The organism is Gluconobacter sp. P5E10 (genome assembly GCF_018812145.1).
Lineage (GTDB): Bacteria > Pseudomonadota > Alphaproteobacteria > Acetobacterales > Acetobacteraceae > Gluconobacter > Gluconobacter cerinus.
Genome location: NZ_JACRVZ010000004.1, coordinates 213926 through 237609 on the forward strand (window position 1 = coordinate 213926; position 23684 = coordinate 237609).

17 protein-coding genes and 1 pseudogene are annotated in these 23684 nt (G+C 53.8%); 13 read left to right on the forward strand and 5 right to left on the reverse strand.

The window, feature by feature from the left end; translation table 11 throughout:
* Positions 1-5 precede the first annotated feature (5 nt).
* The 3 genes and pseudogenes from KP707_RS09750 to KP707_RS09760 all read left to right on the forward strand — a co-directional run.
* Positions 6-431 carry a cupin domain-containing protein gene (locus tag KP707_RS09750; protein WP_046901873.1) on the forward strand — a complete coding sequence of 142 codons (426 nt, stop codon included), beginning with the start codon at positions 6-8 and terminating at the stop codon, positions 429-431.
* Complete coding sequence (locus tag KP707_RS09755) at positions 428-1189, forward strand: cysteine hydrolase family protein (protein ID WP_211503037.1); 762 nt, start codon at positions 428-430, stop codon at positions 1187-1189. The genes KP707_RS09750 and KP707_RS09755 overlap by 4 nt, the downstream gene beginning before the upstream one ends.
* 184 nt (positions 1190-1373) lie before the next feature.
* A pseudogene (locus KP707_RS09760) lies at positions 1374-2097 on the forward strand (IS5 family transposase); the annotation flags it as partial.
* 162 nt (positions 2098-2259) lie between these two features.
* On the opposite strand, the gene KP707_RS09765 reads toward KP707_RS09760, so the two are convergent.
* Positions 2260-4668, reverse strand: a complete 2409-nt coding sequence (locus KP707_RS09765; RefSeq protein ID WP_211503036.1) for a TonB-dependent receptor — start codon at positions 4666-4668, stop codon at positions 2260-2262.
* Positions 4669-5179: 511 nt separating this feature from the next.
* Here KP707_RS09765 and KP707_RS09770 point away from each other — a divergent pair.
* Positions 5180-6091, forward strand: coding sequence for a LysR family transcriptional regulator (locus tag KP707_RS09770; protein ID WP_233126160.1), 912 nt, complete (start codon positions 5180-5182; stop codon positions 6089-6091).
* Between the two features lie 18 nt (positions 6092-6109).
* Here the strand turns inward: KP707_RS09770 and KP707_RS09775 are convergent, their stop codons facing one another.
* A complete protein-coding gene (locus KP707_RS09775) occupies positions 6110-7228 on the reverse strand; it encodes a class I SAM-dependent RNA methyltransferase (protein ID WP_211503035.1) in 1119 nt (372 codons plus the stop codon).
* A 238-nt stretch (positions 7229-7466) separates the two neighbouring features.
* Here KP707_RS09775 and KP707_RS09780 point away from each other — a divergent pair, with 238 nt between their 5' ends.
* From KP707_RS09780 to KP707_RS09810, 7 genes are all read left to right on the forward strand, one after another.
* A complete protein-coding gene (locus KP707_RS09780; protein WP_211503034.1) occupies positions 7467-8489 on the forward strand; it encodes an aldo/keto reductase in 1023 nt (340 codons plus the stop codon).
* 327 nt (positions 8490-8816) lie between these two features.
* Entirely contained in the window at positions 8817-10463 is a 1647-nt protein-coding gene (locus tag KP707_RS09785; protein ID WP_211503033.1) for an FGGY-family carbohydrate kinase, read from the forward strand.
* A 71-nt stretch (positions 10464-10534) separates the two neighbouring features.
* Entirely contained in the window at positions 10535-11851 is a 1317-nt protein-coding gene (locus KP707_RS09790; RefSeq protein WP_099213045.1) for a sugar ABC transporter substrate-binding protein, read from the forward strand.
* Between the two features lie 11 nt (positions 11852-11862).
* On the forward strand, positions 11863-12771 hold the full coding sequence (locus KP707_RS09795; RefSeq protein ID WP_211503032.1) for a carbohydrate ABC transporter permease: 909 nt from the start codon (positions 11863-11865) through the stop codon (positions 12769-12771).
* Between the two features lies 1 nt (position 12772).
* Entirely contained in the window at positions 12773-13600 is an 828-nt protein-coding gene (locus KP707_RS09800; RefSeq protein ID WP_086633853.1) for a carbohydrate ABC transporter permease, read from the forward strand.
* Between the two features lie 53 nt (positions 13601-13653).
* Complete coding sequence (locus tag KP707_RS09805; protein ID WP_086633852.1) at positions 13654-14757, forward strand: ABC transporter ATP-binding protein; 1104 nt, start codon at positions 13654-13656, stop codon at positions 14755-14757.
* Between the two features lie 24 nt (positions 14758-14781).
* The gene (locus KP707_RS09810; protein ID WP_211503031.1) at positions 14782-15555 is read left to right on the forward strand and encodes an SDR family NAD(P)-dependent oxidoreductase; all 774 of its coding nucleotides are present in this window, start codon (positions 14782-14784) and stop codon (positions 15553-15555) included.
* Positions 15556-15600: 45 nt separating this feature from the next.
* Here the strand turns inward: KP707_RS09810 and KP707_RS09815 are convergent, their stop codons facing one another.
* The 3 genes from KP707_RS09815 to KP707_RS09825 all read right to left on the reverse strand — a co-directional run bounded on the left by KP707_RS09815 (position 15601) and on the right by KP707_RS09825 (position 21553).
* Positions 15601-17628 (reverse strand): phosphocholine-specific phospholipase C, encoded by a 2028-nt coding sequence (locus KP707_RS09815; RefSeq protein ID WP_211503030.1) that lies wholly within the window; start codon positions 17626-17628, stop codon positions 15601-15603.
* A 12-nt stretch (positions 17629-17640) separates the two neighbouring features.
* Positions 17641-20010 carry a TonB-dependent receptor gene (locus KP707_RS09820; protein ID WP_211503029.1) on the reverse strand — a complete coding sequence of 790 codons (2370 nt, stop codon included), beginning with the start codon at positions 20008-20010 and terminating at the stop codon, positions 17641-17643.
* Positions 20011-20200: 190 nt separating this feature from the next.
* Positions 20201-21553: an inorganic phosphate transporter gene (locus tag KP707_RS09825; protein ID WP_064274565.1), complete on the reverse strand. Its 1353-nt coding sequence runs from the start codon at positions 21551-21553 to the stop codon at positions 20201-20203.
* Positions 21554-21757: 204 nt separating this feature from the next.
* Between KP707_RS09825 and KP707_RS09830 the strand changes: the two genes are divergently transcribed.
* Both KP707_RS09830 and KP707_RS09835 read left to right on the forward strand, forming a co-directional pair.
* A complete protein-coding gene (locus tag KP707_RS09830; protein WP_157091186.1) occupies positions 21758-21925 on the forward strand; it encodes a hypothetical protein in 168 nt (55 codons plus the stop codon).
* A gap of 12 nt (positions 21926-21937) precedes the next feature.
* The gene (locus KP707_RS09835) at positions 21938-23590 is read left to right on the forward strand and encodes a phospholipase C (protein ID WP_211503028.1); all 1653 of its coding nucleotides are present in this window, start codon (positions 21938-21940) and stop codon (positions 23588-23590) included.
* The last annotated feature ends 94 nt before the right edge of the window (positions 23591-23684 follow it).

Consider the following 23684-nt stretch of genomic DNA (forward strand, 5'->3'; position numbering starts at 1 on the left):
TTCTCATGCCTTTCGCAAAATGCAGCCCTGATAGCGTTGAAGCCTTCCGGATTGCCCCGGATTCAACCAATTACTTTGCCATTTTGTTTGACAAGACGGCTGGCGATTACGCGTCTATTGCCGTTGTCGAAATTTTTGAACCTGGTGGCGCAACACCACCCAATACACACACTGATGCGGACGAAATGTTTTTTGTGCTGTCCGGCACAGGCCGCGCCTGGTGTGATGGTCAGAGCTGCGAACTCAAGGCTGGCGACGCGCTTCTGGTCAAGCCGGGATCAGAGCATGTTCTGGAAAATACGGGCACCAACAAGCTCTACACTTTGACAGTAATGACCCCGGACGAAGACTTTGGAAAACTGATCCGTAGCGGAGTTCCAGTCAAGCTCGATGCGGAAGATCTGGCGGTGCTGTGCGGAGGCAGTCAATGAGGCGTCTGGGCAGCACACACGTTAACAGTTGGGGGGCAACTGCGTCCTCCATAAGTCTTTTACGGCCAGAGCGTCCTTCTCGGCCAGTTAGTGTTCCGTCTCAGCCTCAGGCACTGACGTTCGATCTTGCTCGTACCGCGATTATTGTGATCGATATGCAGAATGACTTCTGCCACCCGGACGGCTGGCTCGCGTCCATTGGTGTCGACATCACAGCTGCCCGCCGCCCAATCGATCCGCTGAAGACACTCCTTCCTGCGCTTCGAAAGCATGATGTCCCTGTTATCTGGCTAAATTGGGGAAACCGCCCAGACAGGCTTAACCTCCCCCCCTCTGTCCTGCATGTTTATGACCCTGCAGGTGAAGATAAAGGCATCGGAGCGGCTATAGGCTCCACAGATCGCAAAGTTCTGGAAGATGGCAGCTGGAATGCTGCAATCATTGACGAGCTCGAAGTCGAGCCGGAAGATATTCACATCTCCAAGTATCGAATGAGCGGCTTTTGGGACACGCCACTCGAAGCGATACTCAAAAACCTTCGCGTAGACACATTGCTTTTCTCAGGCGTCAATAGCGACCAATGCGTTCTCAGTACACTGACAGACGCAGGATGTCTCGGTTACGACTGCATCCTCCTCGATGACTGCTCCGCGACGACTTCTCCAGATTTTTGCCAAGACGCAACCGTTTACAATGTTCGCCAGTGCTACGGATTTGTAGCATCTGGCTCAGATCTGGCGAAAAATCTTATTCGCTAGAACGGTGAACACAGCGGCTTTCAGGAGCAACCTCAGTGCTGCTGGAAGCCGCACAGACAAGGGTCTTCCGATGCTTTTGCTCCGCAAGGAGAGGCAATATGAGCCCTCTAATTTAATGCCTAGGCTCAGGCCCCATTGATATTAAATGGCCGGATATAATTCAGGCTCCTTGAGGAGACTGAAGATGAGTGACCTGTATTGGCTGACGAACGAGCAAATGGAGCGTCTGCGGCCCTTTTTCCCGAAGAGCCATGGCAAACCTCGTGTTGATGACCTTCGTGTGTTGAATGGGATCATTTTCGCAAACAGAAATGGTCTGCGCTAGCGTGATGCAGCCCGGGAATACGGTCCATACAAGATCCTCTACAATCACTGGAAGCGCTGGAGTTCATCCGCATGATGGAGAGACTGGCTACCGGCAAGGCAGAGCCTCAGACGATCATGAATAATACGACCTATCTCAAGGCACATCGCACAGCTTCGAGCCTATGGTTAAAAAGGGGCTCCAGGCCGTCTGATTGGGCTCACCAAAGGCGGGATGAATATGCGAGCGGACGTCCGCTCGGTTTCTTCATGACAGCAGGCCAGATCAGTGATTACACCGGTGCGGCTGCCCTTCTGGACGATCTCCTACCAGCCGAATGGATGCTTGCAGACCGGGGCTATGACACTGACTGATTCAGGGGTGCCTTAGAGGAGAGAAGGATCAAACCCTACATTCCGGGGCGAAAATCCCGTAGGAAACCGGTAAAATACGACAAGCGAAAATACAAAAGACGCAACCGTATCGACATCATGTTCGGGAAGCTTAAGGACTGGAGACGGGTCGCGACACGCTATGCTATGACAGATGTCCCACCGTTTTCTTCTCGGCAATCTGCCTCGCTGCAACCGTCTTGTTCTGGCTATGCGTCCTGAGCCCAGACACACGTCAGACCTCACGTTGCTCGACACAGCCATCACACTGCTGTTTTTGACGGGAAGAAACGGCAACCACGAGCCCGCGAAACTCAACAATAAAAAAAGCCCCCGGAACGTAATGTTCCGAGGGCCCATTAAAAGTTCGAAAATCAGAAGCCTGTGGAAATCGTCCCTGTCATGCTGAAGCGCGGCTCAACATAGAACTGGGCACTGGATCCATTGCCTGAAAGATTACCATTCATCAAACGAACAGCCGATGCATTTGTACCCACACCTACGACACCCGTCCGGACAATCGACCCTGTCAGGTTCGTAAAGTTCAGACGGATTGTCGGAGACTTCGCATACCACACTGGCTTGAAGTGATAGCCGAGTGACAGTGTGTTCGTTACATACCCAGGAATACGCTGATCACCTGCGATGGTGACGGACTGCGGTCCCGTGTAGTGAACGGTTGCATTCGCGAAGAACCCTTGATGCACATATGTCAGACCAAAATTCGCCATCACGTGCGGGGATAGAGGTGCCTGCGTACCCTTAGTCCTGAAGGCCGTCAGATTACCGCTCGCATCGGATGCCGCAATATTCGTGTCCATCCGTGCATTCAGATATTCAAACGAAACATACGGACTGAAACCATAGATCGGCTGTGTAGAGAACATGGCATCAAAACCGCGAGCAGTCTGATTACCAGCATTAACGACACCAGATTGGTTATTGCCAAGATACGTTGTCAGCAAGCGATTGGTAATATTGTAGTTAAAGAGATCGAGGTCTACGATAACGTACTTGTCGTTATACCGATATCCAAGCTCTTCTTTAATGGAATACTGGTTCTTAGGCAGCGTTCCAGTGTAGGTCGTGTTGGCCAATGCTGATGCAGACGGTTGACGGAAGTCACCCTCAGCATTGATGTAAACCTGATGGTGCTCATTGAAATGATAGCTGACGGACAGGTGCGGCAGAGGTGCCGTCAGGTTCTGGCCCATCTGCTTATGTCCAGGATATGTTGTGTACCAGACATTGGACATCACATATTTGAAGCCAGCATTGACCAGCAGGTGGTCATGGAAATACTTCGCTGTGTCCTGCAGAAATAGCGAGTGAATTTCGTAACCAGTTGTGTTGCCCGGGTAGGAACGGGTAGTCCCAGAATACACCTGATACGTTGAGTCGTTCGGGCTCGGATTGGAGCCATCTGCTTTCGTCACACTGGTTGGGAAATGCTGGGTATAGTCCTGATTTTCATACCAGTAACCAAGCTCAAAATGGTTGTGCTTGTCGATGTCATATCCCAGCTTGGCTGTCGCCCCGACATCAAGTGCTGCGTTTTCCAGGAAGTAACTTGTGATCGGTGTACCTTTAGCAATGGTCTCGCCCGACTTATAGTTCGTAGCACCACTTGCAGCTGTTCCAGCTGAGCCATCCCAGCCTTTGCCCATGTTGTAATACGGGCGAAGATCAAACTGCAGCTTGTCTGTAAGAACGATATGGATTGGAGCACTCAGGAAAATCTGGTTCCAATGGTCGATATTGTTCTTCCAATAGTCATTTGCGCTGGTGGAATCAAACCCAGCCTTGCGCCCGTACCCCTCGCCCGTTGCCTTGTATTTGTAGAACTGAGCGGCGGTAGGATAGCGGTCGATGGTAAAGTCTTCATTATTCCAGGACATGAAGAGCTTCGCAAAAGAGCCATTCTCCCAGTCCTTGCGAATACCGAAATCAAGATGACGGCGCTCGTTGATACCGGCACCCATCCATGAACGGGCATGAGTATTCGAAAATGAAAGGAAGGTGCGAACGCCAGTCTTTGCGATATCACCACTCTCAACGCGCAGGAATTCGCGAGAAAGGTTATTTGTGCCGTATGAGAAATCCATTAAGCCGCCGAACTCATGCGACGGATCATGGGACACTTCGTTCATGACGCCCGCAGCAGCAGACGTAGCCGGCAGATCCACTGCGGACGAACCCGGCGTGAGGCTGACGCTATCCAGATTTTCTGAATCAATGTCTTCGGCCATATAAGCGGCGCTAGCAGCAGGCGCACCGTCGACCATAAGGGCCATATCAGCATCGGTCAGGCTTCGGCTCTGAATACGTCCACCCTGCATACCGGACGTATCCGGCGTGGAGACGTTTACGCTTGGCAGGTTCTTGATGAGATCAAGTGCCGTACTTGTCGGACTTTTAGCCTCAATAAATGCCTTCGTGATCGTCTGGATTGCGTAAGGAGCAGTCTCAACGCGCATCATGCCGCCGCCGCGGCTTCTGGCCAGGCGTGACGTCGATACGGTAACGTGTTCATCACCTGTCGAATTGATCGAGGCAGGCCGACGCATTTTCGGATGTGCAGGAACAGCTACAACATCGCTTTTCTGACCCGCAGCAGCTTGGGCGCGGGCTGCATGACGCGCGTGAGCCTTATGGTGGACTGGAGCATCACTCGAAGCTGCCTGCGCAGATGCAGCAAGAGACGACGAACCAAAGCCAGCCAGACACGTTACAAGAAGAAGCGCCTTCCTGGACGAGTACTTTTCAAATCGGTACGGACACATAACCTTTTGGCTTCTCCTGCTGCAAAACGATTTTCGTTCCTGACAGGACCTGATCTCCGTCAGAAGAGACCCTTTCCCATAACGAAAACGTAACATAATCGAGTGCTACCTCAGAAGGCGAATAATTGCCTCACACCGACATCAAAAATAGGACACAAGGCAGATCCCGAACACCTGATGTGTCTTTTTCACACGCCTTCACATGTTTTGCAACATTCCATCGATAGATCATGCCCAGTTCTTTGATATCAAAAATATATGTTTTATTTCAGTAACTTATAAGAGTTTTGGGCTGGAAAATATGTACCTTTCCAGTGGCTACATCTCCACCGCTCAGGCTATTATTTTCCGCCCAAGGACAGTGGATACTCCAGTGTGCTTTTGAGGCAACATACCCCAGCCTAATTACGAAAACCGCGCTTACCAACGGATCTTGTAGGCAGTTTACTCTCTTTTCTTGAAAGATCTTCGGAACGTTCTTAGTCTGCATCTTTTCGGTGCGAAAACTACGATGCTTCACAGTCGCCTTCTCATCTATCTGGATACTGTTGCCCGCTGCGGTTCCATCCGAAAGGCAGGCGAGCATCTGAATGTGGCCTCAACGGCTATCAACCGACAGATTCTGACACTGGAAGATAACCTGGGCACCCCAATCTTTCAGCGCCTTCCACGCAAGCTGGTCCTTACGGCCGCAGGAGAGATCCTGCTCGCTCACGTCCGTGACACGCTCAAAAACATGAACCTCACGCGGCAAGTTCTTGAGGATCTGAAAGGTCTCAAACGCGGCGAATTCTCGATCGCCACAATGGTGGGTCCGATTTCGACCTTTCTACCACTCGCTCTGGCTGACTTTCATAATACGCATCAGAATGTTCGTATTCATGTCAGCACCTACGGCACACATGATCTGGTCGAGACAGTCAAAAATGGACAGGCCGATATCGGTATTGGGTTCGATATTCCAATGGACAACAGCCTCGTTGTTCAGACTGCGCGTACCGTTCCTCTTGGCGTCGTGATGAGCGTGCATCATCCCCTCGCCCATCAGGAATCCATTACTCTTGAAGAATGCAACGCATGGCCCCTGACGGTAGCAGACGACAGCATGGCCATCCGCCCCCACCTTGAAGATCTCTATGCCGCCCGCGACTTGAGCCTGACGCCAGCCATCGAGACCAACTCCATTGAACTCATGCGTCAGATGGCTCTATCCCCCGGAAATATCACCTTCCTGACACCATTGGACATCATTCAGGAAAGAGCAGAGGGCAAGCTCAAGTTCCTGTCCCTCAACGAGCAAGGTACTCAGCCCCAAACCCTCTCGATCGTGGCGAGATCTAAAATTTCCAATCCATTTACCGCGCTCTTCATTGAGAGAGTGGAGTATTTTCTTCAGGATTACACGAGTACCTATCCGGTTTGATCCACCTGAGAAACGCTATCAGGAGAGCGCGTCAGTCTGGAAAAGAAACACTTTCAACCCGCCATGGGGAATGGGCGCGCCTGTCGGCAGGAATGGAAGACCTGTAGAGTGGGCCAAAGAGACTTCCGTCGTCAGAATACCCACACGCCAGCCCTTAAACTGCTCCAAAAGCCTGTTTCCCAGGGCACGATAGAGTGCAGATAACTTCGTCTTGTCGCCGATGCGTGTGCCGTAGGGCGGATTCAGAATAACCAGTCCGGGAGAGCCCCCTTCTGGCGGCATGATTTCGCTGATCGTGGCCTGACGAAACTCCGTACATGCCGTGACACCCGCTCGCAACGCGTTGGCTTCGCTCATAGTAATAGCGCCCGCGTCTCGATCACTTCCGTAAAAGTGGAACTCAGGCGTACGTTCACTTTTAACGGAGCGCATTGTCTGCCAAGCGTCTTCGTCATACGTGGCCAACTGCTCAAAGGCGAAATGCCGTGATCGTCCCGGATTGAGGCGAGAAGCGATCTCTGCTGCTTCAATCACGAAAGTCCCGGAACCACACATAGGGTCCAGCACAGTTTCCTGACCATTATACCCGCACTTTCGTAGAAACAGCGAAGCCATGGTTTCTCTCATAGGAGCACGATTAACGGCTTCCTTGTGCCCTCGCCTGTGGAGGAGATCGCCAGATGTATCGACACTGATGGTGCAGAAATTTTGGTCAATCCGAACGCGCAGGACGACATCTGCATTATCTTCCGCAGGAGCGCCTAGCAGTTCCGTGACAATCTTGGAGATCCGCTCAGCCGCCGCGCCGCTATGATAGATCCGCGAGGACGAACACGACACTTCCACTTTGAACGGCACGTCAGGGCGAAGAAACTCTGTCCACTTCACTTCTCGGGCGCGTTTTTCAAGCTGGGACAGGTATTCTGCCTTGAACTGCGCCACGCGCGCCAGAACCCGACTTGCACCCCGGATCCAGAGGTTGGCACGCCAGACTTCAGGCCACCCACCCCGCAGTGTCACACCACCAGGTACGACTTTTGGCTGGCGAAAGCCCTTCATCCGGACTTCGGAGCAAAGGGTCTCTTCCAGTCCCGGAGGAGCAGCAAGAAAGATCTCAAAGTGCCTGTTATTCGTCATGCGCTCTGAATGGCAGGAAGAGAGGGAAACAGCAATCGTCCGTTCTGAGTTTCAGCTGAGCTAAAACTGGGCCGGGGGATCACAACCACTGACAATAAAATTTTTGTGCTCACGCAAACAAGTGCCTCCCTGCAACGTAAGCCGCAGATACGCGGAAGCCCCCTGATGATCCTTTAACCAGCGGCCTTTCCTCTCACAAACTCTGTGCAACGCGATCATCCCATCAGGAGGACCGATCATGAATCCTTCAGAACGTCGTAAGTTCGGGCGGAAAGACTTTAGCGTTACAGCCTTCGCTTTCGGAACGGCCCCACTTGGAAATTTTCTACAGGAAGTCGGCGAGCAGGAGGCAGATGACATGATCCAGCAGGCCTGGAACGCTGGCATTCGCCTGTATGACACGTCCCCCATGTATGGTCATGGACTGGCAGAGCTTCGGCTGGGGCATTCCCTCCGCTGGAAAAACAGAGATGACTTCGTCATCACAACAAAAGTCGGCCGAACGCTACATTCTGCCCGCAGGGCTGAGATTGACTTTGCCCCGTGGGTCAATGCGGCCCCTAACAAAATGACCTTTGACTACAGCTACGATGGAACGATGCGAGCCTTTGAGGACTCTCTTCAAAGGCTCGCTCTTGAGCACATCGACGTCGCTTTCATTCATGATATCGACCGCTTTACGCATGGCCCCAACCAACCTGAAGTTTTTCGGCAGGCGATGGACGGAAGCTGGCGTGCGCTGGAAAAGCTTCGATCAGAAGGCGTCGTCAAAGCCATTGGCGTCGGCGTCAACGAATGGGAAGTCTGCCATACCGCGCTTCAGCAACGAGATTTTGACTGTTTTCTTCTGGCAGGCCGATACACGTTGCTGGAACAGGACGCCCTAAACGAATTCCTGCCTCTCTGCGAACAACGAGGCGCTACGCTTATTGTGGGGGGCGGCTTCAATTCAGGCATTTTGGCGACAGGGGCAGTTCCTGGCGCGAAGTATAATTACTCCCCTGCTCCCGCGAGTATCCTCGAACGCGTCAAGAAAATTGAAGCTGTCTGCGCAGACTATAATGTGCCTCTCCCGGCCGCTGCGCTGCAATTTGTGGTGGCACATCCCACAATTTCTTCTTTTTGCGCAGGGACACGAAATGTGAGCCAACTCCAGCAGAATCTGAAGTGGTTTACGCATCCCATCCCTGAAGACTTCTGGGCTAAACTCAAGTCAACCGGCCTGCTTGCAGAACGCGCTCCCGTTCCAGCCATGGCTTGACTTTGCCATCCGTAAGCTCGGGATTTTTCCGAGGGCTATTCCTGCTTTGAGACATAATCCCGAGCCTCAAAACATCATCTTTTTGCGAGGCGAACCCCTATTCGTCGAAAATGATGCCCCACACTCTGGACACCATAAATGATACATGTAACATTAATAACGTTATGTGTTGTTGTGTGAACGTTATTCCTGCAACAAGAAGCACATGTCAGTTCCGTCGAACGTAACATTCCAGAATGTTCGGTCTCTGATCTGATGGTGAGTCTTTCAGGATGACCCAGCCCAACGGCCTGTTCTCTGCGCGTTTGTCAGCTTTAGGTGTGCTGTATGGATCTGGTTCTCGGAATTGATGTTGGGACTGGCAGTGCGCGCGCTGGCATTTTCACCCTGACAGGGCAGAAAATGGCCTCTGCCGTTCAGCCAACCAAAACGTGGTCACCAGCACCAGATTTTGCTCAGCAGTCCTCAGAAAACATCTGGACAGCCATCTGCACAGCCACACGCACCGCACTCGCCACCCTGACTGAGCCTTTCCGCATCATTGGGATCGGCTTTGATGCAACTTGTTCTCTCGTCGTGCTCGATACAGAGGGCAAACCGCTATCGGTGGATCCGCAAGGCGCGGCAGAGCAGAACATTATTCTCTGGGCCGATCACCGGGCATTGAGAGAAACTGCTGAAATTAACAACGGAGGATATGAAGTCCTGCGTTATGTTGGCGGAAAAATCTCGCCAGAAATGGAAACACCCAAGCTTCTTTGGTTGAAGCGTAATCTGCCCGAGATTTTTGCCCGGGCTGGCCATTTCTTTGACCTCCCCGATTTCCTGACCTGGAGGGCAACCGGTTCCCTGTCACGTTCAGCCTGTTCCACAGCCTGCAAATGGACCTATCTGGCTCATGAAGACAGATGGGATGATACTTATTTCAAGGCTATCGGCCTGGAAGAACTAACGGATGACAACTATGCCCGTATTGGCAATGACATTCGTCCGCTCGGTGGGATCGTTGGAAATGGCTTGAGCCCAGAGGCCGCCACTGAACTGGGTCTTGAGGCTGGCATTCCCGTGGGTGTTTCAGCCATTGACGCGCATGCTGGCGGCCTTGGCATTCTGGGAATTGAAGCTCACGGCGAACTCTCTGACGATGTTCTTGAGCGCTCAATATCTTTAATCTGTGGCACATCCAGCTGCCATATGGCGGTGTCTCAGGAGGCCCGTTTCGTACCAGGCGTGTGGGGCCCCTATTGGAGCGCCATGGTCCCTGATATGTGGCTGAATGAAGCAGGTCAGTCAGCAACCGGTGCGCTGATTGACTTCGTCATTTCTCATCATGCCGCGGGGCCCGAGCTCAAGCAGCAGGCTGAGCAATCAGGCAGTAATATCTACGCCCTCCTCAATGCCCGAATTGAAGAGCTGGAAGCCGATAAACTGCCAGGAACCAGTACAGCCAATCTTCACCTGTTGCCAGATTTTCATGGAAATCGTTCTCCCCACGCTGACCCGGATCTGAAGGGCGTTATCAGCGGACTCGCCCTGTCAGCGACGCCTGATGATCTCGCCAGGCTTTATCTGGCTACCCTTCAAGGCTTGGCGTACGGCACAAAGGACATCATCGATGCCCTCAATGCCCAAGGCTACCGGATCGACACCATTCTCGCCACGGGAGGAAGCACCAAGAACCCCATCTTCCTGCGTGAACATGCAAATGCCACTGGCTGTCGTATCCTCCTACCCAAGGAGCCTGATTCCGTCCTTCTCGGGGCAGCAATTCTGGGAGCTGTCGCCAGCGGGCAATATGCCACTTTGCGCGCAGCTATGGCTCAGATGAGCCACGCCGGCAGCGAAATTCTGCCAGATGCAAAGACCCATACCTATCACACAGCCAAGCGGTCAATCTGCCACGATATGCTCGCCAGCCAGCTCGCATGGCGTCAGCAAATGCAGGACGCTTTGGAAAAAACGTCCGCTCACTGATCTGCCTCCCGAAAACCCAAGCTGTCGTCCGTAACCCCGTTCACAGCTCTTTTTTCAAAGGTCTGAGTTCCATGTCCCGTCTGAAAACAGCCTGCACCCTTGCAGTTCTCTTGAGCGGTTCAGTTCTTTCTACTGCGCAAGCCGCAGGCACCCTGACAATTGCAACCGTGAACAACGGGGACATGATCGTCATGCGTCAGCTGTCGCAGGAATTTGAAAAAGCGCATCCCGATATTCATCTCAACTGGGTGACTCTTGAAGAGAACGTTCTGCGCCAGCGCGTCACAACCGACATTGCCATGAAAACCGGTCAGTTCGACGTTGTGACGATCGGGAATTACGAAGTTCCCATCTGGGCGAAACAGGGATGGCTCACAGAAATCAAGCCGGACGCTGCATACGACATCAACGATGTGCTGCCATCGGTTCGGGAGGCTTTGACATCAGATGGCAAGCTTTACGCTCTCCCCTTCTATGCCGAGAGCGTCATGACCTACTACCGCAAGGATCTGTTCCAGAAAGCCGGTCTGACGATGCCAGACGCCCCCACCTACGATCAGATCCGGCAGTTCGCCGACAAGATCACAGACAAGTCAGGACAGGTCTATGGCATCTGTCTTCGTGGCAAGCCTGGCTGGGGTGAGAACATGGCCTATGTCTCATCACTGGCGAACACATACGGTGCCCAGTGGTTCGACATGTCCTGGAAGCCAATGCTGACGTCAGACGCATGGAAAAAAGCTCTGACATGGTATGTCTCGGCGCTGAAGGAAGACGGCCCACCGGGCGTTACATCCAACGGCTTCAATGAAAATCTGGCACTCTTCGCGAGCGGACATTGCGGCATCTGGATTGATTCCACCGTTGCCGGCGGCCTCCTGTTCGATCCGAAGCAGTCTCAGGTAGCCGACAAGGTCGGCTTCGCGTCGGCCCCCAAAGGCCCCTACGGCAAGGGACCAACATGGCTGTGGAGCTGGAGCCTTGCCGTTCCCGTCAGTTCCCATCAGGGCACGGATGCCCAGACCTTCATCACATGGGCAACCTCCAAGGAATACGTGAAGCTGGTTGCGGACCGAAAGGGATGGGTTGCCGTTCCCGCTGGAACCCGTGCCTCAACATATGCTGCACCCGAGTACCAGAAAGCAGCCCCGTTTGCGTCGTTCGTTCTGAACGCGATCAAGACTGCCGATCCGAGTGGACAAACAGCAGAACCACGCCCCTATACCGGAGCGCAGTTTGTCGGAATTCCTGAATTCCAGGCGGTTGGTACTCAGGTCGGACAGACGGTCGCCGCGACCCTTTCCGGCCAGATGACCGTGGATCAGGCACTGACTGCAGCACAATCTTCTGTCACCCGTTCGCTGCGCCAGTCCGGCCGCGCCAAGTAAGGCAGAGTGCCATGCAGGCAGTTCTAGAACACAGCCCCCCAAAAGGGGCACCAGAACGCAAGGGCAAGCGAACGGGGCTTCTGCTCCTTTCGCCTGCCGTTCTGATCCTTCTCGTCTGGTCTCTCGTCCCATTGGCAATGACGCTGTGGTACTCGCTGATCAACTACAATCTGATTGACCCGACGCTTCACGGCTTCGCTGGCTTCAGCAACTACTGGTACCTTCTGACTGATCCGGATTTTCTGTACTCCCTGTTGCATACAGTTATTCTGGTCGTTGGCGTCCTGATCATCAGCGTAGGTGGTGGCACGCTTCTGGCCATCCTTTACGATCAGGAGTTCTTCGGGCGCGGCATTGCACGTGTTCTGGTCATTTCTCCGTTCTTCGTCATGCCGACAGTGTCTGCCCTGCTGTGGAAGAACCTGATGCTGCACCCGATCTATGGCGTTTATTCCGCCATGATGCGGGCTGTCGGTTTGACGCCAATTGATTGGCTTGCCCGGTTTCCACTCCTGACAGTCATGATGATCGTCAGTTGGGAATGGTTGCCATTTGCCGTCCTCATTCTCCTCACAGCCGTCCAGTCACTGGATAGCGAGCAGAAAGAGGCCGCACGGATGGATGGTGCCGGTCCGATCGCTCAGTTCCGTCATATCATTCTCCCTCACCTCAGCCGCGCTATCAGCGTCGTCGTGATGATCGAGACGATTTATCTGCTGACAATCTTTGCGGAGATCTCCGTCACGACGGCAGGTGGCCCTGGAGTGGCCTCCACCAACCTGGCGTATCTCATCTACTCCCGCGCATTGCTTCAGTTTGATGTCGGCGGTGCCTCTGCCGGTGGTGTGCTGGCCATCATTATCGCGAATGTCGCTGCGATGTTCCTCGTGCGCTCCGTCGCACGCAACCTGGAGGTGTGAGATGGCGATCAAGACAAAACGCAGCACAAAAATCGCCGTCACCTGTCTAGGCTGGGGTATTGCGCTATGGCTCTTCTTTCCCATTTTCTGGATGATTTTGACGGGCTTCAAGAGCGAAGTTCAGGCGGTCTCAACACCGCCCAAACTGATCTTCGCGCCGACCCTCAGCAGCTACGCGGAAGTGTTCGAGCGCGCGAGTTACTGGCACTTCACCTTCAACACCGTCATCATCTCGGTTGGTGCTACTGTGGGCGCGCTCCTGCTTGCCATTCCGGCGGCATACTCGATGGCCTTCATGCCCTCAAAGCGCACACGCGGGACGTTGCTGTGGATGTTGTCGACACGCATGCTGCCTCCTGTAGGGGTGCTCGTACCCATCTATCTTCTGGCCCGAAGCACCCACCTTCTGGATACCTGCACAGGACTGGCCATCGTCAATATGCTGACGAACCTGCCCATCATCGTCTGGATGCTGTTCACATTTTTCCGGGAAGTTCCTGCCCCAATTCTTGAGGCTGGTCGCATGGACGGGGCAACACGCTGGCAGGAAATGACAATGGTCCTGCTTCCCCTTGCCCTCCCGGGGATCGCCTCCACAGCTCTGTTGTCGCTGATCCTGTGTTGGAATGAGGCTTTCTGGTCTCTCAATCTTACCTCTTCCAATGCCGCTCCGCTCACAGCATTCATTGCTTCCTTCTCCTCACCAGAAGGACTGTTTTTCGGCAAGCTATCCGCCGCATCCACACTTGCAGTCGCTCCGATCCTTGTTCTGGGCTGGATCAGCCAGAAACAGCTCGTACGTGGCCTCACCTTTGGAGCCGTCAAATGATGGCTACCCTCGCTTTCTCCGTCCCCCAAACGCTCAGGAACGGGACCTGATTCATGGCAACGCTTGAACTCAAGAACCTCCGTAAAACCTATCTTACGGAAGAAATTATCAAAGGCATTTCGCTGTCGATCGAGGACCGTGAATTCGTGGTTTTTGTCGGGCCGTCCGGCTGCGGAAAATCCACGCTGCTTCGTATGATTGCAGGCCTTGAAGACATTACTTCCGGAGACCTTCTGATTGACGGTCAGCGCGTCAACGACGTGGAACCGGGAAAACGCGGCCTAGCCATGGTGTTCCAGTCCTACGCGCTCTACCCGCACATGGACGTCTACAAGAACATGGAATTTGGCCTCAAACTTGCTGGAGTGTCGGAGAAAGAACGGAGCGAGAAGATCAAGCATGTTGCCGCCACGCTTCAGCTTGAACCCTACCTGCATCATAAGCCGGGTCAGCTCTCAGGCGGTCAGCGGCAGCGCGTTGCTATCGGCCGCGCCATCGTACGTAACCCGAAGGTTTTCCTGTTTGACGAGCCTCTCTCAAACCTGGATGCAGCCTTGCGAGGCCAGATGCGAGTGGAGCTTTCAGCCCTTCATCGCAAGCTGAACGCGACCACCATCTATGTGACTCATGACCAAGTGGAAGCCATGACAATGGCGGACAAGATCGTGGTCCTTCAGAAAGGCGTTGTGGAACAGATTGGCTCACCGCTGGAGCTTTATCACCACCCGCGCAACCTGTTTGTCGCCAAGTTCATCGGTTCCCCTCCCATGAATTTCTTCTCCGCAATCTTCCAGAACGGCGGGCACGACGGATCGAGTGTTCAGCTCCGGGACGGTACTCTTCTTCATGTCCCGGTCTCGCCACCGGATATTCTGCCCGGAACCAAGATTACGGTCGGTATTCGCCCAGAACACGTTGAGCTGGCTCCCGCGAGTGATGATAGCGGGGTTGTGGAAGTTATCGAGCGCCTCGGTGCCATCACGCTGGTTCATGTCCGGTGTGCCGACGGGCAGATCATCGTTGTTCAGACAGACGGTTTCACAACCCTTGAAGTCGACACGCCGGTCAGCCTGAAGCTTCCTCCGCAGCATTGCCATCTTTTTGCCCCTGATGGCCTGGCGTTCGAGGCCTGCCGCCGTCATCCCCTTGCCGCCTGATTTTTCTTCCCAGGAATATACATTATGTACATGGAAAAACTTCGCCTTGACAGTCGCGTCGCAGTGGTTACGGGCGGTGCACAGAATATTGGCCTCGCCTGCGTCACGGCTCTGGCAGAAGCAGGCGCACGCGTCATCATCGCAGATCTGGATGAAACACTTGCTGCACAATCCGCAGAAGACCTGCGCAAGAAGGACCTGAATGTGGATAGCATCCGGATTGATGTCACCAGCACGGAGAGCGTTCAGTCCGCAATCAAAACCCTTCACGAGAAAGAGGGGCATCTGGATATCCTGGTTGCCTGTGCCGGTATCTGTATTTCAGAGGTCAAAGCCGAGGATATGACGGATGGGCAGTGGCTCAAACAGGTAGACATCAACCTGAACGGCATGTTCCGGTGCTGTCAGGCTGTTGGCCGGATCATGATCGAGCAGAAAAAGGGCGCCATCGTTGCGATTGGCTCCATGTCCGGACAAATCGTCAATCGCCCCCAGCAGCAGGCGGCCTACAACGCGTCAAAAGCGGGCGTACACCAGTATATTCGTTCGCTGGCCGCAGAATGGGCCCCTCACGGCATCCGCGCCAACGCTGTCGCCCCGACCTACATCGAGACAACCCTGACCCGTTTCGGCATGGAAAAGCCGGAACTCTATGACGCCTGGATCGCCGGAACCCCAATGGGCCGAGTTGGCCAGCCGGATGAAGTGGCATCCGTCGTTCAGTTCCTGGCTTCAGACGCCGCCAGCCTCATGACCGGTGCCATCGTTAACGTCGATGCCGGCTTTACTGTCTGGTAAGTATCAATTCTACAGTTGGGCCTCTATGAGAGGCCCAACTGTTCCTCAGGAACGCCGAGCCATAAGAGGGTCTGTCTTCCCCGGCCGCCCCGTTTCGATCCGACCGGCAAAATGGACGTGTCCTTCCGTTTTCCCGCTTCGGCTGGTCACGGTCAGATCATACCAGAAGTCACTTCCGACCAACGGATAAAAGCGTGACGCCTCCTGTCCGGCAGGCAGTATGGTCGTCCATTCTCCTGCAGGGCCGTAAGCATCTTCAACGGTTAATTCTACAGTCGCTGACTGAACGTTTTTGAGCGCAAGCCTCACTCCATCGTGCTCTTCCAAAAGCTGGACCTGCAATCCGGAAAACCCTTTGCCCGCCCGATAAAACCCGGCTGGACCATGCAGGGTGAAATCATGCTCAATCTGTAAAGGGATATTTTGCGTGTGCCCTGCCCCAACAGTGTATTGGCGTGATGGTCCCTGGCCGGAAAGCCGGAACACTGCCCCACGCGTCCCACTGTTGGCGATTATCAGATTTTGCCATTGCCCCGTGACCTGAACATCAGCTGATAACTTATATGGCAGTACACAAGTTGTTCGCTGCCCTTCCTCCTGTCGAGGTAATGTTTGATATTGTGGGACCAACGGAAGCGGAAGCATGCAGGACTTTCGCGTCTGAGGCATATAGTCGTCTGTATTGGGCAGGCTCGCTTGCCACGATGTGTCAGTCTCGGAAAAATCGAAAGCCGATGTCAGATCGCCACACACAGACCGGCGCCAAGGCGTAATGTTCGGAGCACGCACCCCAAACCTGGCTTCAAGGAACATCAGGACGGATGTGTGATCAAACAGCTCCGAATTGACACGTCCTCCTTTACTCCATGGCGAGATCAAAATTGCCGGAACCCGCGGACCTAGGCCCACAGCAACGCCGTGATAGGTCTCTCCGCTCACTGAAACGGTGCTGCTGCCTTCATCCGGATGCAAAGCCGGAACAGGCGCTGGAACATGATCAAAGAACCCGTCATTTTCATCATAATTCAAGATAAAAACGGTTTTGGACCAGACGTCCGGATGTCGAACGAACACGTCCATCAGTCTTGAAATCAGGTGTTCACCATATCCGGGCGGAGCATTGGGATGTTCGGAAAGAGCGGCGGAAGGCACAATCCAGGACACCTGAGGAAGCATCCCAGAAGCAATATCTTTCTCAAACGCCTCTACAAGGAATTGTCCTTCAGATGTCGCAGCATTCCCGGCTGTTGAGCCTTCAACAATCGCCCGACCTCGCTGATACTGCCATGAGGTCTCTGACAGCCCACGAAATGCGCTAAATCCAGCGAGGGCATTGTCACCGAAATTATCGTACTCTTGATATACTTTCCACGAGACGCCCGCCTTCTGCAGTTCTTCTGCATAAGTCGTCCATTGGAAGGCCTGAAACTTCGGATTGTCATGCCGCATATCAGCCGACGTGTTACCGTCATCGACATTTTCAATGGCCTGCCTGCCGTCATGCCCGACACTCAGACCATTCGTACCTGAGAACAAAAACAGGCGGTTGGGGTTGGTCGGACCGAAAATCGAACAGTGATAGGCATCGCAGATCGTAAATGCGTCCGCCAGAGCATAGTAGTAAGGGATGTCACGGCGGGTGAAATGCCCCATCGTCATAGCGGTTTTGTGAGGGACCCAGCAGTCCCACTCATTCCAGGTTTTCTGACTGCCTTTCCAGCTATGATCCAGACTGGCAATGCAGGCACTCGAGGTGTGAACTGTGTTCATGCGGAAGGGCATAACCGTAGCCTCATCCGCAGCTTTCTGTGCGAAAACTGACGTTCCATCCGGTTGATGCGGTGCACGCGGGTCTCCATACCCTCGAACACCCTGCAAGCAGCCGAAATAGTGATCGAAAGAGCGGTTTTCCTGCATCAGGATCACCACATGCTCGACGTCCTGAATTGTGCCGGTTTTCCGGTTGGCCGGAACCGCAAGGGCCTGTCGCAGATTACCTGGCAGTGACCCTGCAGCAGCAAAAGCTGCTCCCAGTTCAAGAAATCTGCGTCGGCTGGAAAGCGGTCCGGTCATGATGTCGTCCGATCAGTCGAAATGCTTGCGAATTGTAAAGAAGACCATACGCGGAGCACCAGCCTGTAGTGTCTGGAAGGTCCCCGACGGGTCGGAATTGACGAAGCCATTGCTTCCGACTGTTGCCACATAACGCTTGTTGAACAGATTGGTGACGTTGATCTGAGCATCCATGCCACGCAGGAACCAGTTCTGGCTCTGGAAACGATAGCCAACGTTCAAGTTAAAGATCGCATTTGCCGGCACAGAAGCATCGTTGGTGTAGGTATAGTAGCGCTTATCCTGAAACTGCATCAGAACATTGCCCCAGATCGCGCCATCATCATATCCGAGTTCCACATTGGCGAGATTGGACGGCATCCCGACTGTGTGCTTGCCCTTGATGCGCGCAGAGACCACGCCGTCTGCGTAAACGTTGTTATCATACAGGGAGTTGTTGAACGCGTAGGATGCAAAGAGCGACCAGTTCCGGGCAAATTTCCAGTTCGCGGCAACGTCCACGCCGCGCGCTGTTACACCACCAACATTGCTCAGAACCGACGCATTGCCCTGAATACCAACACCCTGCGTCACTGCCAGAAGCCGGTTTTGGAACTCGACATAGTAGCCGGTGACAGAAGCCTGGAATGTATGGTTATGGAAGCGATATCCCAACTCTTCAGTATTGGACATTTCCGGCTTCAGCTTCTTTTGAAGCACTTCGAAGCCAGCCGTCGTTGTAGAGAACGGACCTGATGTCTGCGCGCTATCGAAAGCTGCCATGTTGCGAGCAAAATCAGCAAAGATTTCGTTATGCTGGTTAATGCAGTAGTTCGCACCAATCTGTGGCAGAAAGCCATTCGAGGCACTCAGCGAGCCCGACGGATAGGTCGTGCCGGTTGGCGTACCCATCAGGTTGCCACTCAGGGCGCGAGCAGAGTTGTCCACGATCAGGGACTTGAACCCGTAAGTCAGCTTCAGCGCGGGCATGATCTGCCAAGTATCGCCCAGATGGACCTGATAAGTCTTGGTATTAAATGTGCTCTGCCACTGGGTGTAGAAGGAATTGCCCTGATACCAGTGGATGGATGATGGAGATCCGCTGTCCTGAAGCGGGTAGAAACGCCGCGCCTGCTCAAAATTGTTATTTTCAAACCAGAAGCCCCAGTCAATCGTGTGGTTAGCAATCTTGTAGCTCAGACCACCGATAAAGCCTGCACGATGAATGTCATATTCCGTAGTACGGGTCGTAAGCGGTGAGCCACCAAGAGCCGCGGGGGTGGCGAGATAAGGCGTGACCCATGCGCCCTCACCCGTATTGGTGTGGCCATATCCCGTCACGAAGCCTTTAAGGCGGCTCGTAATGTCAAAATCCAGACGGCCATATCCCATCGCATCTTCACGCAGGCCTGCTGCGTTGTAGTAGACAGTGTCCTGATCCTGAACGCTCGAGGGGAAAGCTGTGCCTGTCTGGTAAGCCGTAGCAATTTGCTTGGCGAGAGCATAATTCCCCGTAATATTGTCGAGATTATACCCATACTTGCTGATCTGAGCGAGGGAGAGATCCTGGTAATCGTTTTCCTTACGCTTGGACCAGTCTCCATAAACCGTAAGTTTTACATGCTCGCCAAGCGGCTGAATGTACTTGGCATTCGCCTGGTCCTGCACCTGAACGCCATCACCCTTCCACTTGTTGGCATCCTGATGGTTATAGGACACGTAGAAGCGGCCGCCGCCCTTCAGTTCTCCGCTATTAATGCGGGCAAATGTGCGCCAGGTCGAAGCAGAGCCAATCGTTCCCGCAACATCGACGCCAAATTTCTTTGTGGGATCAACAGACGTGAACTGAAGAGCACCACCCAGATCGTTGGATGCTGCCACACCAAGAGCACCAGCGCCCTGTGTCAGGGTTGATGGCCCGTTATTTTCAGTTTCAAGGGCCCGACCGATCGAAAGGCCGTTATCATTACCATAAGCAAGATTGCCGAGCGGAATACCGTCCATTGTGAAGCCAAGACGGCTCTGGTCAAAGCCTCGGATAACAATCTGCTGGGACCATTCGTAAGATCCCAAGGGATCAGACGACGTGAACATGACGCCCGGCAGTTTGGAGAGTGTCTTGAACGGGCTGGTTCCCGGCGTCATCTCCTGAATGGCACGGCGCGACACGGTCTGTGTTTCGCGAGCGGCACCAGCTCCGAGGACGACAACAGATTCCGACGTTGTTGCTTCTACAGGCTGTGCAACCGTCTTTTTTGCTGATGCTTTCTTAACCTGCACACCCGACGGAGCGGCCTTGCGGGCAGATTGTGACGGGCTCAGATCATCTGCAAAGGCAGACTGTACACCGGAGAAGACGAAAACGCCGCTCAGGCAAGTCGTCAGTGCAAGCATCAGCTTCATCAATGTATTCCTGCAAAGGGCACGGCACTGCCCGTGAATTCGCGGGAACGTTATGCAGACGGTTCATTTGTGTCTTGTGATCGTTTCAAGACATTGCCACACCACTTTAACAATTTGCAGTTCACCTACAAAAAAGGACCTGCCTCACGGCAGATCCTTCCTGAATACTGTCTTATTGTGAAATTGACGATCAGGCGAGAATATAGAAAAGGATCGCCGAGACAGTGATTGTCACGGGCAGTGTAAACAGCCAAGCCAGAGCAATCTTGGTCAACATGTGCATGTTGATCCCGGAGCCTGAGGCAACCATGGTTCCAGCCACACCTGATGTAATGATGTGCGTGGTGGAGACCGGAAGGCCAGTGTAGCCAGCCGTCATGATCAGGCCTGCCCCAACAACTTCGGAAGCAGCACCCTGTGCAGGCGTAAGGTGTGCCTTGCCAATGCCCTCACCCAGTGTCTGAACAATCCGGCGATAACCGATCATTGTTCCCACGCCCAGGCAAAGTGCACTCAGCAGTCGAACCCAGAAAGGCGCATATTCTACTGTCGGACGAAGCTTCTTGGCCAGAGATCCGGCTTCTTTCTTCTGCTCGTTGGATGCAGCAGGGTTGGACGCTACGGAACGCAGGCCAGACAGAACCTGATAGATGTCCCCGCGTGTTTCAGCCGGGCTGGCATGAATTTCCGCGCCCTTTTCCAGTCGATCAATGGATGCAAGGGCATCCGATTTGAACGAATAACGATCAAACTCAGCAACAAGCGGGCGAGCAGCCTGCACGTCCTGACGAATGATATCGTACTGCACCGGCACCTGAGGGTTCAGGGCAAACGTCGCTGGCATCAGACCGATGATCGTCAACATGATCAGGCCAATGCTCTTCTGCCCATCATTGTTACCATGCGAAAAGCTGACCAGCGTACAGGTGGTGACCAACAGAGCACGAACAACCGGGTTCGGCTTGTGATGCGGCTCAGGGCGCTGATAAAGGGCCGGAAGATGCACGAATTTCCGGATGATCAGGAACAGAATGCCTGCCCCAATAAAGCCGAGCGGCGGAGACACGGCCAGCGTCGTCAGGACCTTCCAGATCTGGTTCCAGTCCACGCTGTGCCCCAGGTCGCGGGCATGCAGGAAGGAATCACCAATGGCGATACCGACCAGGGAGCCAATCACACAGTGAGAGGAAGAGTTCGGAATACCGAACCACCATGTAAGAAGGTTCCAGGCGAGAGCTGTGCCAAACAGGGCGACCAGCATTGGAACTGCCGGATTTCCATTCGGCGGAGACAAAACATCCGGCGGCAGCAACTCTACGAGCGTGTAAGCAACGGCAATACCGCCGAGCAACACACCCAGAAGGTTCATCAGGCCGGACCAGACAACCGCAACCTTCGGTTTGAGGGAATTCGTGTAAATGACTGTCGCAACAGCATTTGCGGTATCATGGAAGCCATTGGCAAATTCAAATACGCAGACCAGCAGGAAGCAGATCCCAAGCGCAATGATTGACCATGTTGACTCTGGGGCGAAGTGCAGCATTCCGGATGCCATCTCCAAATAAAGGTATGTCTAATCTGGTAGCTGTTTCGGTAATTTTACTAAAGATCCCGGGAACTTCTTTCATGAAAGTTTCATCACACCCTGAAACTGGTTTTTATTTAACCGAACCATAATATTTCCCCGTTCATTCATCCGTTATGGTGCCATTGGCTCTGTCGCCTGCTTCACCCAGAAGGCTTTCCAATGAACCAGCCCACGAAAAAGCAGCCTCACGAACTCTGGCGGGAAACACTCATGACCGCCTGGAACGACCGGATCGGACAGGACAAAAGTTCTGGCCTCCACCTCCTGTTTGCCAGTACAGAACAGGCTGACAAACGCCGTACTTCCCAGTCTCACCAGAGAAGCTAGATTTCTGCCTGCATGACTTTACGTTCAGCTCTCCTCCTCACGACGTTCATTCCGTTCCTGCTTGCTCCGGCTCAAGCCGCGGAAACGCAGGCTCCGGAGCCTGCAACGCCAATTCGCCATCTTGTTGTGATCTATCAGGAGAACGTCTCCTTTGATCATTACTTCGGAACATATCCGTCCGCAGCGAACCCTGCCGGAGAGCCCGCTTTTCATGCGGCGGCAGAAACCCCAAAGGCCAATACGCTCATCGCGGCTGACCTTTTGTTGAAAAACCCCAATACGCGCGCCGAAAACGGCCGGGATGCGGCTCTGCCCTTCCGTCTGGACAGAACACAAGCCAGCACCGCCGATCAGAACCACGCCTATACTGCTGAGCAACAGGCTTATCATCATGGCCTAGCAGATCTGTTCCCTCTTCACACCGGTCGCGGCGCACCGGGTGGCGTCGGAGCATTTTCAACACGCGGCCAGGTGATGGGTTATTTTGACGGTAACACTGTCACAGCCCTATGGAATTACGCTCAGAATTTCTCCATGAGCGACGCCGCCTATACGGATACATACGGTCCTTCCACTCCGGGTGCTTTGGAAGTGGTTTCCGGACAAACCAACGGCATGAAGATCGTCAAAAGCGCTCAAGGCCGGTCAACCCTGACAGTCCAGTCTCCGTTCATTCCAGACGGACAAGGGGGCTGGACGATGGTCAACGATATCGACCCTGCTGGAGATGTCTGCTCCGTCCCGACCGAACAGGTCATGATGACCAGCAAAAACATCGGTGACCTGTTGAACGACAAGCACCTGACCTGGGGCGGCTTCATGGGCGGGTTCGATCTGACTGCTCGCAACCCTGACGGCACGACAGGCTGCAACCGTCAAACCTACTCCTCGGTCGTGGCCCAAAATGTGGTTGACTATATCCCTCACCACAACTGGTTTCAGTATTACGCCAGCACATCAAATCCGACACATGCGAGACCATCCTCTCTCGCCGTCATTGGCCGTACTTTTCAGCGGGACGGTATCCACCGGGACCCGGCCAACCATCAATATGACCTAAAAGACTTCTACAAAATTGTCGCTGCAGGAAACTTTCCTGCTGTTTCATTCCTGAAAATGCCAGCTTTTCAGGATGGTCATGCCGGTTACTCGGATCCACTGGACGAGCAGCATGGCGTGGTAGAGGCCATCAATCTTATTCAGCACAGCCCGCAATGGCACGATACAGCCATCATCATCGCCTATGATGATTCCGACGGCTGGTACGATCATGCCTATGTCACGCCGTCGCATGGCTCCTACGATAATCCGGCAGATCAGCTCAACGGCCCTGGCCGCTGCGGCACAGCCCCTGCTCCGAACGGAGTTTTGGGTCAGCCTGTAAACGGCCGTTGTGGCCCAGGAACAAGAACACCGCTGATCGTTCTATCTCCATGGGCCAAGCCTAACTACGTCAGCCATATCCAGATTACCCAGAGTTCCATCACGCGCTTTATCGAAGATAACTGGCTTCAGAGTCAGCGCCTTGGGCAGGGATCATTTGACGCAGATGCTACCGATCTGTCTGATCTGTTCGACTTCAAGCAAACCCCGCATCTTACACCCGTTTTCCTGAACCCTGAGACAGGCGAACCTGTTAAGCAGGCTCCTGCTACACCGCTTTGACCGTCTCACTCCGTTCTTTCACAGTCGTATTAGCTGGCGGCCTAATGTCCGCCATGTTGGCCAATCAAGCCGTCGCTTCGGATCAATGTTTGCC